Below are 11,923 nucleotides of genomic sequence, written 5' to 3' on the forward strand. Positions count from 1 at the left end.
CCTCAGCCCGCGGCCCGCTGTTCGATCAGTCCGTCCGCAGGTGGGGCGCCGCTGCCCGGCAGCTGCCCCATCTGCCCGCGGAACAGCGTGGCGTAACGGCCGCCGCGGCGCAGAAGCTCGTCCGGCGCGCCGTCCTCGACGATGCGTCCGCGCTCCACCGTGACGATGCGGTCGGCGATGGCGACGGTGGACAGCCGGTGGGCGATGATCAGCACGGTGCGGCCGGCGCAGATGCGGCGCATGTTGGCCTGGATGATCCGCTCCGATTCATGGTCGAGCGCGCTGGTCGCTTCGTCGAAGATCAGGATGCGCGGGTTGGTGACCAGCGCGCGGGCGATGGCGATGCGCTGCCGCTGCCCGCCCGACAGGCTGGCGCCGCGCTCCCCCACCACGGTGTCGTAGCCGTCGGGCAGCTCGACGATGAAGTCGTGGGCGCCGGCCAGCTTCGCCGCGGCGACGACGCGGCCCATCTCCATGGTCGGGTCGGTCAGGGCGATGTTCTCGCGGATGGTGCCCGAGAACAGCACATTGTCCTGCAGCACGACGCCGATCTGCCGGCGCAGCCACACCGCGTCGGCGGTCGACAGGTCGGTGCCGTCGACCATCACCCGCCCGCGCTCCGGCACATGGAAGCGCTGCAGCAGCTTGGCCAGCGTGCTCTTGCCCGAGCCCGACGTGCCGACGATGCCGACCACCTGTCCCGCCGGGATGTGCAGCGACACGTCGCTCAGCGTCTCCGGCCCGTCATGGCGGTAGCGGAAGGTGACGTGGTCGAAGGTCAGGTCGCCCCTGATCGCCGGCATGGCGGCGCGCCCGGCGCTCTGCAGCGGCTCGGGCGTCGTGTTCAGGATGTCGCCGATGCGGTGCATCGACAGCCGCACCTGCTGGAAATCCTGCCACAGCTGGGCGATGCGCAGCACAGGCTGGACGACGCGGCCGGCGAACATGTTGAAGGCCACCAGCTCGCCCACCGTCAGGCTGCCCTCGATCACCAGCTTCGCCCCCAGCCACAGCACCAGCATGGTCGAGATCTTGGAGACGAACTGCACCGACTGGCTGGCGACGTTGTTCAGGTTGCCGGCGCGGAAACCGGCGCGGACATAGCCGGACAGCTGGTCCTCCCAGCGGCGCTGCATGCGCGGCTCGACCGCCATCGCCTTGACCGTCTCGATGCTCGACACCGTCTCGACCAGGAAGCTGTGGTTCTCGGCGCCGCGGGCGAACTTCTCGTCCAGCCGGCGGCGCAGGATCGGCGTCGCCACCAGGCTGATGACGATGTAGACGGGGAAGGACGCCGCGACGATCGCCGTCAGCATCGGGCTGTACAGCAGCATCACGCCCAGGAAGACCACGGTGAACAGCAAATCCAGCACCAGCGTGATGGTGGAGCTGGTCATGAAGTTGCGGATCGTCTCCAGCTCGCGCACGCGGGCGACGCTGTCGCCGACCCGGCGCGCCGCGAAATAGCCCATGGGGAGCGACAGCAGCCGCTGGTACAGCTTGGCCCCCAGCTCCACGTCCAGCCGGTTGGCGGTGTGGGCGAAGGTGTAGGTGCGCAAGCCCCCCAGCACCGCCTCGAACAGGATGACCGCCAGCATGCCGGCCATCAGCACGTCCAGCGTGCCCAGGCTGCGGTGCACCACCACCTTGTCGACCACCACCTGGAAGAACAGCGGCGTCACCAGCGCGAACAGCTGGATGAAGAAGGAGGCGAGCAGAACCTCGCCCAGGATGCCGCGGTATTTCCAGGCGACCGCGCCGAACCAGCGGGCGTCGAAGCGCGGCTGCCCCATGCCCAGTGTGCCCTTGCGGCCGAGACAGATCAGCCGGCCGCTCCACAAGGGTTCGAAGCCCTCGCGGTCGAGGATGCGGGTCTGGTTGGTCGCCGCATCATGCACCAGCACGCGGTCGTTGCCGGCCTTGGCCAGCACAAGAAAGCCGCCGTCGGGGCCGGGGACCAGCGCCGGTAGCGGCGTGCGTTCCAGCCGCTCCCACTTGGTCTTCACCACGCGGGCCTTGGCGCCCAGCCGGTGGGCCTGGCGGACCAGCCCGGTCAGGTCGGGGGATTCACCGCCGCAGGCATGGCGCACGCCGTCGTAATCGGCCGGAATCCCCAGCATGCGCAGCGCCGACACCAGCCCGGCGATGCCGGGATCGAGACGGGGCCCTGGGTTGGAGCCGGGGTTGGAGCCGGTTTGGGCGCCGGGGGGAGGGGAGGAGGGGTCCCGCGCCGGATCGGCCGGCGATCCGTCTCGCATCTGTTCCATGAAGGCTTCCCGGTTCCGAAACTCTAAGGGGTGGCGCCGAACGGCTGCGGCCAACCGAAGGTGAGCATCGCGTGCCTGCGCGGCCACCCGAACGATGGGGTACCCCGCATCGTTGGTGTTCAAACGGGGTTGGCCGAACGGCTTGGCGCGCTTTCTCTCCAACCGCTTTTCCTGGACCCGGCGAGGTGCTTGGGAGTAGGCATGCAGCACAGCCGGGCTGCCAAAACCGGTGCCGTTTCCCCCTTCGCCGGATACGACCCGCCTTGTCGCCGATCCCCCAGCTCCTGCGCCTTCTGCTCCTGCTGCTGACGCCCCTGTGGCTGTCGCTGGCGGTGGAGGGGCTGGGGCTGCAGGGATCGATGCCGTCGCTGCTGTCCAACTGGCGCCGTTCCGCCGAAGTCGACACCACCCTGGCGCCGCCGAAGGGCTGGCGGGAGCGGGCCTATCTGGCCGCCAACCCCGACGTCGCCGCCGCCGTCCGCAACGGGCAGCTCTCCAGCGGCTATGCCCACTATGTCCGGCAGGGCCGCGCCGAGGGCCGCCGCGGCGGCTTCGCGGAACAGGTCGGGGAAACGGCCAAGCCGGCTCCCGCGCAACCCGCCCCCGAAAAGCCGTCACAAGCCCAACCGGCTCAAGTCCAGCCTGTCGAGCCCCAGCCGGCGGCACAGCCAGCCGCAACCTCCATTCCGGCCCCCCCGATTCCGACGGCAAAGCCCGAGCCGCAGGACGACGCCCCCGCCCTGCGGACGGAGCCGGCGGTGGAAATCCTGCGTCCCGGCGTCAAGCCGATCCCCGACCCACCCACCCGCCCGACCGGTGTCCAGACCGTGGCGAGCACGGCGACGCCCCGCCATGTGGAGCGCATCCGCACCGCCAACGGCGGCGACGGGCTGCGCGTCGTGCTCGACCTCGACCAGGACCCGCGCTTCGAGACGCCGGTGCGCCGCTCCGACGGCCGGCTGGAGGTGATGCTTCCCGGCACGCTGTGGCAGGCCGCCCCGTCCGGACGCCTGCCGGCGACGACGCTCGCCTACCGGGCGGAGCGGAGCGGCAGCGGCACCCGCCTGCTGTTCAGCGACGAGGAGGGCGACGCCAAGGGGGATGCCGTCCGGCTGCTCGCCGTCTCCACCCTGGCCCCGGACAAGGAACGCGGCCACCGGCTGCTGATCGACGTGGCGCTGCCTTCCATGACGAAGGCCGACCGCAAGGGCCGCTGAGGAAAGGCCCGCTGACGGCCTCCCGCCGCAGCGATTTCCCCGATTGTCTTCATGGTTGTCTCGGGCCCCCGGATCGGTTAGCTGTCTGACCGTTGTCAGTCGCACTGGCCGTAAGCGTTCAACGTCAATCAACGCACTCAACGATCCTCGCGGTCGGAGTGCGTTCTGATGTTCGGACGCCTGTCGACCGCGGACCAGTGTGGAGCACACCCATGAGTCCCCAGCCGACACGCGATCCAGCGAGCGACCAATCTCAGGGCCGCCTGTTCATCCTGGCCGCCATCCTTTTCGTCTCCTATCTCTGCGTCGCCATCTCCCTTCCCGTCACGCCGCTGTTCGTGGCCGGAACCCTGGGATTGGGCAATTTCTGGGCGGGGTTGGGCGTCGGCAGCGCCTTTCTCGCCACCATCCTCACCCGCAGCTTCGCCGGCAATTTTGTGGACGGCGGCGGGGCCAAGCCGGCGGTGGCGCGCGGACTGGCGCTCTACATCGCCGGCGGGCTGGTCTCGCTTGCCACCGGGCTGCTGCCGCAGCTGCCTTGGACGGCCTTCTGCGTCCTTGTTCTGGGGCGCCTGCTGATCGGGCTGGGCGAAAGCCTCGTCGGGGTCGGCGTGATCGCCTGGGGGATCGGCATCGTCGGCCCGCAGCGGTCGGGCAAGGTGCTGGCCCTGGTCGGCGCGGCGCTCTACGGCGCCTTCGCGGCGGGCGGTCCGCTGGGGCTTTTGCTGCTCGACGCCATCGGCTTCGCCGGCACCATGGCGGTCGGCGCCCTGCTGCCGGCGCTGGGGCTGCTGGCGATCCGCCCGATGGCGGGGGTCGCGGCGCATCCCGGCGCCAGGCGCCCGCCCTTCCGGGCCGTGCTCGGCCGGATCTGGCTGCACGGCGCCGTCGTCAGCCTGCAGGGCATCGGCTTCGCCGCCATCGGCGCCTTCTTCTCGCTGCACTTCGTCCATGAATCCTGGCCCTTCGCCGGGCTCGGCCTGACCGCCTTCGGGGTCGGCTTCGTCCTGGTGCGCTTCGCCTTCGGCCATCTTCCCGACCGCATCGGCGGCCTGCCGGTGGCGATGGGATCGCTGGCGGTCGAGGCGGTCGGCCAGCTGCTGGTCTGGAGCGCCGGCGACCCCGCCCTGGCCCTGGCCGGCGCCTTCCTGACCGGGCTCGGCTGCTCCCTGGTCTTTCCCGCCATGGGCCGGGAGGTGGTGCATCTGGTGGAACCGCATCTGCGGGCGACGGCGCTCGGCGCCTTCGCGGCCTTCCAGGATCTGGCCTATGGCCTGACCGGCCCGGTGGCCGGGCTGCTCGCCGACCGCGCCGGCTACGGCAGCGTCTTCCTGCTGGGCGGCACGGCCGCCGCGGCCGGCTTCCTGACCGCCCTGTCCATGCGCCGGCCCCGGATCGCGGCCGGAGACCGGCCGGTCCAATAAGGAAAGGGGCGGTCCCAAGGTCGCCCCTTTCCTCATCCTCAGGCCAAATCTCAGGCCGGAAGCTCCGTCCGCTGCCGGGTGGACAGCCCGCCATCCCCCGCCGCCAGCAGGCCGGACGCCATGGCGGACGACGAAGAGTCTTGGAAGCCGCCGTCGATCCCCAGCGTCTCCGATCCGGTCATCCCGGCCGCCAGCATGGTGACGGCGATGGGCGTCATGGCGGCGAAGGCGGGCATCGCCACTGTTTCGGACGAGGTGCTGCGCTTGATGTAGGCCAGTTCGACCGCGGCGTCGCTGGTGCCGAACTCCGTGGCGATCTCCGGATGGCTCGCCAGATAGGCCGCCGGGTCGAAGGCGGTCAGCGACCGGCCCTCGCTGTAGCCGAACTGGACATAGTGGATTTCGGCCGCCTGGACGTCGGGACCGAAGGCCTGGATCAGGTCCGGGTTGCTGGCGATGTAGCGCAGCGCGTCGAAACCCTGGGCCGGTCGGCCTTCCGACCGGCCGAACTGAATGTAATGGGTGGCCGCGGCGTCCGGGCTGAGGCCATAGGCGAGGGCGACGTCCCGGTTGGCGGCCAGATAGTTGTAGCCGTCGAAGGTGACGCTGCGCCCCTCGGCGGAGCCATGCTCGATAAAGTGGCGGGTGCCGGCGTTGGCGTCGGTGCCGAAGGCGGCGATCAGGTCCGGATAGGAGGCGATGTAGGCAAGCCCGTCGAAGTTGGGGTGCCGCCCCTCGCTGTAGCCGAACTGGATGTAATGCCGGGCCGCGGCGTCGGCGTCGGTGCCGAAGGCCGCGATCAGGTCGGGGTAGGAGGCGGTGTAGGCCAGTGGGTCGAAGGTGACCGTCCGCCCTTCCGCCTGTCCATATTGCTGGTAATGCTGGGTCGCGGCCTCGGTGTTGGTGCCGAAGGCGGCGATCAGGTCGGGATAGGAGGCGATGTAGGCGAGCGCGTTGAAGCCGCCCGACTGCCCGCCGGCGGCCGGTGTCGAGGCGGGATCCGCGGGCGGGAGGGGAGTGGGATCCGGGGTGGGAACCGGTGTGGGATCTGGGGTGGGGACCGGTGTCGGATCAGGGACGGGCTCCGGAGTGGGATCAGGCTGCGTGACGGGCGGGGGAGGGGGAGGGGGAGGCGAAACGGCCTGAACGATGGTGACGCTGCCGCCGCTGCCGGCCTGGAACTGGCTGGCCTCGAAGCTGCCGTTCAAGGTCACCGCCAGATCGCTGCCGACCCGCAGGGTGGTGGAGCCGGCGGCCGTCTCGACCTGCATGGCCGTCAGGTCGGCGCCCTCCATCACCAGCCGGTCGCCGATGCCGGCATCGGCGATGGTGACGGCACCGGCGGTGCCGGCGGCGATGCGGATGATGTCGTCGCCGCCGTTGCCGGTGACGGTCGCCCCGGCCCCGACGGTCAGGTCGTCGGCACCGGCGGTGCCGGTCAGGGCGACCCGGGCGAAGCCGGCGGCGCCGGACAGGTCCACGGAAGCGCCGGTCCCCGCCGCCGTCACCGCGAGCGCGTTGCCGTTGCCGGTCAGCGCCAGCCCGGCCAGCTGCGAGGCGGCGAGCGTCAGGGTGCTGCCGCTGCCGGTGAGCTGGATCGCCTCGATGCCCGACAGCGCCGTCGCCGACAAGTCGGCACTGCCGGCGATGCGAAGCGTGTCGGTCGCCGCGCCGCCGACGATGCTGTCGAAACCGGCGGCCTGGGTGCCCGTCAGCGTGACGTCATGCCCCTTGCTGCCGGTCAGCTCCAGCCGCTCCACCCCGGTCAGCGTCATCCCCGTCAGGTCGATCGTGGAGGAGGCGACGTCGGTGTAGTATTCCAGGTCGTAGCCGTTGTAGCTGGTCAGGTTGTCGGACCGGACCTCCAGCGTGTCGGTGCCGTCGCCGCCGTCGAAGCTGACGGTGCCGGCGTCATACTGGCTGACCACGATGTAGCGGTCGTTGCCGCCCTCGCCGAAGATCTGATCGGCCTGGGTCTGGGCATAGCTGCCCGAGCTGACGATGCCGGCCAGGATGGTGTCGTCGCCGTCGCCGCCATGGATGGTGTCGCGTTCCCAGTCGCCCTTCATCAGGTCGTTGCCGGCGTCGCCATAGAGCAGGTCGGTACCACCGCCGCCGGCCACCGTGTCGTTGCCGATGCCGCCGTGAAGCTCGTCATTGTCGGCGCGGCCATACATCAGGTCGGTGCCGCCGCCGCCGAAGATGGTGTCGTTGCCGTCGCCGGCCTCCAGCGTGTCGTTGCCGGCCCCGCCATACTCGACGTCGTTGCCGCCATGGCCCCAGAACCACACCGCGCTGTCGCCGGCGGTCAGGCTGTCGGCATATTCGGAGCCGACCCAGCGCTGGATGTCGACGAAGCTGTCGCCGGCCGCCTCGCCGGTGTTGTTGGCGCCGTTGGTCAGGTCCAGCGTGATGCCGGTGGTGGCGTTCTCGTAGGTGACGATGGTGAAGCCGTTGCCGCCGACATAACGGTCACCGCCCAACCCGCCATTCAGCGTGTCGCCGGCCGACTGGCCGCTGTTGCCGCCGCCGACCAGCGTGTCGTTGCCCAGACCGCCGAGCAGGCTGTCGTTGCCGGTGCCGCCGGTGATGCTGTCGTTGCCGGCCCCGCCGTTGATGGTGTTGCCGTCATTGTCGCCGATCAGCGTATCGTCGCCGTCGGTGGCCGTGCCGCTGTAGGCCAGACAGTGGACCCAGGCGCCGGTGTCGGAGACGGGCAGGGACGCGGCGATCGGTCCGGTGGTCACGTCAAGATCCCAGGAGGCGCCCAGCGACGGATGGCCGACCGGATGGCTGGCGGCGGCGACGCGTGCGCCGGTCGCCCCGGCGAGCGCCGCGGCGAAGCGGCCGCCGTCGGCACCAACGTCGCAGGCATGGATCAGGATCTCCGTACCCGGCGCCTGCGGCCACATGCGCCCCTCTGCCTTGCGGCCGGACAGCGCCGCGACGTCGAGCCGGCCGGCCCCCAACCGAACCGCACCCGGTTCGCCATGGGCCAGCAGATGGATGACGGCGGGCCGCTCGACGAGGGCGTCGGCCAGGGCCTCCCCGCCATCCTCGTCTGCCATTACCCGAACGATCCGGACGTCGGACCGGCAGCGGTCGAGCAGCAGATCGAGATCGTCGAGGCTGGCGTCCGCAATCAGTACGTCGCGCAAGGATGGTCCTCCTTCATGGCCGCCGGCGGCAGCGGCAATATTCCCTCAGACCGAACGGCCTCTTCCCCCGAATGTGAGGAATGGACGCACATCAACAATTCGATAAGTCGGGGTATCGCCGGGAAGAACGGGTGATCACCTGTGGGAAATCGCAAGAAGGAAAGTGCGATTTAAGACGGTGACTTCAGCGCATGTCCGCGTCCGGCCGTATTTGACCAAAATTGCCGCTTTGCGGGAAAAATCCTTTTGCCCACACGAAAAAGCGGTAGTGCGGAGCCGGGCCGCGGCAAAACTCCAGGGTCAGAAACCAATATTTCAAATCATGATTTCATGACGCCAAATCGACACATAAGGGCGCTTATGGAAAAAAGCCAAGCTCCGGCTCCGGCCGCTCACTCCCCGGCGGGTTCCACCACCGCCTGCCCGCGGGAGATGTCGGCGGCAAGCCGGATGAACGCGTCGGCCCGGTCGCGGGGAAGCGTGACGTGAAGCTGGACCCCGTCGGGGGTGAAGCCCGTCGTCTCCACCCGCGTGCCGGGAAAGCCGCCAAGCGCCGAGCGGATGCGCGCCTCGTCGGCGAAGGCGCAGGCGACCGACAGGGTGGCGTAGGCGATGATGGGCTCGCGCTCCGCCGCCTTCAGGCAGCTGGCCGCCGTGCCGCCATAGGCGCGCACCAGTCCGCCCGCCCCCAGCAGGATGCCGCCGAACCAGCGGCTGACCACCACCGCCACCCGGTCCAGCTCCTGCCCCTCGATGGCCTGCAGGATCGGCCGCCCGGCCGTCCCGCCCGGTTCGCCGTCGTCGCTGAAGCGATAGACGTCGCCGACCCGCAAGGCCCAGCAATTGTGGCCGGCGTCCGGCATGCTGTGCTCGGCGATGAAGCGGCGCGCCTCCTCCTCGCTGCCGGCCGGGGCGGCCTGGGCCAGGAAGCGGCTCTTCTTGATCTCCTGCTCGAACCGTTCGGTCCTGACGAGGGTGAACATCTCCCCCCTACAGCACGAAGTCGAAGGCGGAGAAGCTGTAATTGGCGATGTTGACCTGGACGCGGAAATCGGCCGTCCCGTCACCGTTCACGTCGCCTTCGATCAGCGTCACGGTGCCGGAGGCCTGATAGCGCAGCTGGCCGGCCGCGCTGAAGCCGGCGGTGCCGATGAAGGTGAAGGCGTCGTTGTCGGTGGTGCCGGTGATGGCGTCGATCTCCGACAGGTCGATGCGGTCGCCCTCGGCACCGACGGTGGCATAGCTCGCCAGCCCCTTCAGCGCCTCCGCCGCCACGACGGCGCCGTTGAAGTTGAGGATGACGTCGGGGGCGGCCAGGGTGGATTCGGTCAGGTTGCGGATGGAGAAGACGTCCGCCCCGGCGCCGCCGTCCATCAGGTCGGCGCCATAGCCGCCGATCAGCGTGTCGCTGCCGTTGCCGCCCAGCAGCACGTCCTCGTAGGTGGTCGTCGTGTCGCTGGCGTTGACGGAGATCTCGTGGCTGCGGTCGGAATAGACGTCGCCGAACATCACGTCGTCGCCGCTGCCGCCGCGCAGCACGTCGCTGCCCAGCCCGCCATAGAGCGTGTCGTTGCCGCCGCCGCCGTCCAGCCAGTCGTTGCCGGCCCCGGCGTCGAGCCAGTCGTTGCCCTCCTCGCCCAGCAGGGTGTCGTTGCCGACGACGTCGATCACATCGCCGCGCATCAGGTCGTCCCCCGCCCCGCCGAACATCAGGTCGTTGCCCGCCCCGCCCTCCAGCTGGTCGGCGCCGTCGCCGCCCAGCAGGACGTCGTTGCCGGCATTGCCGAACAGCGTGTCGTTGCCGGTCAGCCCGGCGATGGTGTCGTTGCCGGCGCCGCCGCCGATGGCGTCGCCCATGATCCCGCCAACCAGATAATCGTTGCCGGTGGAGGCCGAGGACGAGACGGTCAGCCCGGTCAGCGAGGGCTGGGAGAAGCCGAGCAGCGACCCCACCGGATAGACCCCGTCGGTGGCCTGCAGCAACTCGATGCCGGTCAGCGTGTCGGTGCCGTCGGGCCCGCTGACCAGCAGGTTGCCGTTGCTGTCGATGGACAGCGAATAGGAGGCGAGCGCGCCGGTCAGCACGAAGGTATCGATGCCGCCCAGCCCGTCCACCGCGTCGGTGATCGGGTTGCCCAGCGCATCATAGGCGGCGCTGCCGCTCAGCGTGTCGTTGCCGGTCGTTCCGGTCACCACGACCGGTGCACCCAATGGCGCATCCTGCCTGGACAGCGCATCCGCCGCCCAGGCGGGAGCCGCCGCCCCGGACAGGCGGGGCGTCGCCCGCAGCGGCCGGCCCTCGTTCCGCCCGAAGACGAGGTAATGGAGTTCGGCCGCTGTGGTGTCGCCGCCGGTCGCCGCCGCCACATCGGCGTTGGCCGCCAGATAGGCCGCCGCGTCGAAGGTGATGCCGCGCCCCTCGCTCCGCCCGAAGCTCAAATAATGAAGGGTCGCGGCCCGGCTGTCGGTGCCGAAGGCGGCGATCAGGTCGGGATAGGAGGCGAGGTAGCCCAGCGCGTCGAAGCCGGTCGTCCGCCCTTCGCGGGCGCCATAGACCAGATAATGCTGCCGGGCGGCCTCGGCATCGACGCCGACCGCCGCCAGCACGTCCGGATTGACGGCCAGATAGCTCAGCCCGTCGAAACCGCCGAGGCTGCGCCCCTCGTTCCGGCCGTTCCAGGCGTAATGGGCCGCCGCCGCGATCGTGTTGTCGCCGAAGGCGACGGCGAGGTCGCGGTTGGCCGCGAGGTAGCTGCGCGCGTCGAAGGCGAAGGCAGACGGTGCGGCGGTGCGGCCGTCGATGGTCAGCAGTTCGACATCGGTCAGGGTATCGGTGCTGCGGCTCGACACCACGGCATAGCGCCGGCCGCTGCCGTCGAGCGCCACCACCACCGGCGTCTCCGCCCGGTAGTTGCCGCCCTGCAGGGCATAGCGGCGCGGATCTGCGGTATAGATGGCGCGGTCGGTGCCGCCGCCGCCGTCGAAGCTGCGCCCGCCGGGGACACCCAGATAGACGCTGTCGTTGCCGTCCGCCCCGACGAAGCCGTCGATCTGCTGGAAGGTCCGGGCGCCGAGCCGGTCGAGCGTCCCACCGGTCAGCGGAACATTCAGCCCCTCGATCCGGTAGCGCAGGGTGCCGGCACCGTCGCGGTCGGTCAGGCCGGTGAAGCGGACGCTCGCCGCCGCCCCACTGCCGGCGGCGGCATAGTCGAGCGTGGCGGCATGCGCCCGCCCGGCGACGGTGCGGGTGACGGTCTGGCTGCCGGTCCCGGCGGCGATGGAGGCGGCATCCGGCAGGGTGGTGAAAGCGTCGGCGACGAACCCGTTCGCCAGCCGGGACTCGTCCATATCGAGGGCGAAGCCCTGCCCCGCCACCAGCCGCGCCATGCACGCCCCCCTAGCCGCCCCCCTGGCGCCGCAAGGCGGCGCCGCCCGGCCGATCAGGCCGGATGAACCAGGTCAGATGACCTGGAGATAGGCCGGGTCGAGCGCGCCGTGGCGGAACGGGATCCAGTCCTTGTGGTCGGCGCGGTACTGCAGGCCGTAGGGGTTCTTGAAGAAGATCTTCTGCAGCGGCTGGCCGCCTTCGGCGCGGGTGCGCTCCAGGTCGATCAGCGGCGAGGAGGCGAACACCTTCTCCCACAGCTCGGTGTTGTCCACCTCGCGGCCGGCGTTCTTCACATAGTCGCGCGCGGTGTCGCTGAGCTGCCAAGCCTCTTCGACCATCGCGTAATAGTCCACAGTACCCTCGGCCATGGCCTTCGAACTCCAACCAGCGTTGCACAGAGTTTCCGCTCACATAGCGCATTTCCGGCGGCAAAGGAACCACCTGCGCGCCGCAGCGGTCGAGCGCGGCC

At 70.2% G+C, this 11,923-nt stretch carries 7 protein-coding genes; 2 read left to right on the top strand and 5 right to left on the bottom strand.

What is annotated here, in order from left to right:
* Positions 1 to 2: 2 nt before the first annotated feature.
* Complete coding sequence (locus tag FZ938_RS21110; protein ID WP_246799080.1) at positions 3 to 2,267, bottom strand: type I secretion system permease/ATPase; 2,265 nt, start codon at positions 2,265 to 2,267, stop codon at positions 3 to 5.
* 263 nt (positions 2,268 to 2,530) lie between these two features.
* On the opposite strand from FZ938_RS21110, the gene FZ938_RS21115 reads away from it, so the two are divergent.
* Together FZ938_RS21115 and FZ938_RS21120 are read left to right on the top strand one after the other, a co-directional pair.
* A complete protein-coding gene (locus FZ938_RS21115; protein WP_149200412.1) occupies positions 2,531 to 3,484 on the top strand; it encodes a hypothetical protein in 954 nt (317 codons plus the stop codon).
* Between the two features lie 212 nt (positions 3,485 to 3,696).
* A complete protein-coding gene (locus FZ938_RS21120; protein ID WP_149200413.1) occupies positions 3,697 to 4,908 on the top strand; it encodes an MFS transporter in 1,212 nt (403 codons plus the stop codon).
* Positions 4,909 to 4,958: 50 nt separating this feature from the next.
* On the opposite strand, the gene FZ938_RS31390 is transcribed toward FZ938_RS21120, so the two are convergent.
* The 4 genes from FZ938_RS31390 to FZ938_RS21140 all read right to left on the bottom strand — a co-directional run bounded on the left by FZ938_RS31390 (position 4,959) and on the right by FZ938_RS21140 (position 11,822).
* Positions 4,959 to 8,066, bottom strand: coding sequence for a DUF4347 domain-containing protein (locus FZ938_RS31390; RefSeq protein WP_211101135.1), 3,108 nt, complete (start codon positions 8,064 to 8,066; stop codon positions 4,959 to 4,961).
* A gap of 392 nt (positions 8,067 to 8,458) precedes the next feature.
* Entirely contained in the window at positions 8,459 to 9,049 is a 591-nt protein-coding gene (locus FZ938_RS21130; RefSeq protein WP_149200414.1) for an IMPACT family protein, read from the bottom strand.
* 7 nt (positions 9,050 to 9,056) lie between these two features.
* Positions 9,057 to 11,453, bottom strand: a complete 2,397-nt coding sequence (locus FZ938_RS31395) for a calcium-binding protein (RefSeq protein WP_149200415.1) — start codon at positions 11,451 to 11,453, stop codon at positions 9,057 to 9,059.
* Between the two features lie 72 nt (positions 11,454 to 11,525).
* Complete coding sequence (locus tag FZ938_RS21140) at positions 11,526 to 11,822, bottom strand: hypothetical protein (protein ID WP_044553747.1); 297 nt, start codon at positions 11,820 to 11,822, stop codon at positions 11,526 to 11,528.
* Between the last annotated feature and the right edge of the window lie 101 nt (positions 11,823 to 11,923).

This window comes from Azospirillum oryzae (assembly GCF_008364795.1).
Taxonomy (GTDB): domain Bacteria; phylum Pseudomonadota; class Alphaproteobacteria; order Azospirillales; family Azospirillaceae; genus Azospirillum; species Azospirillum oryzae.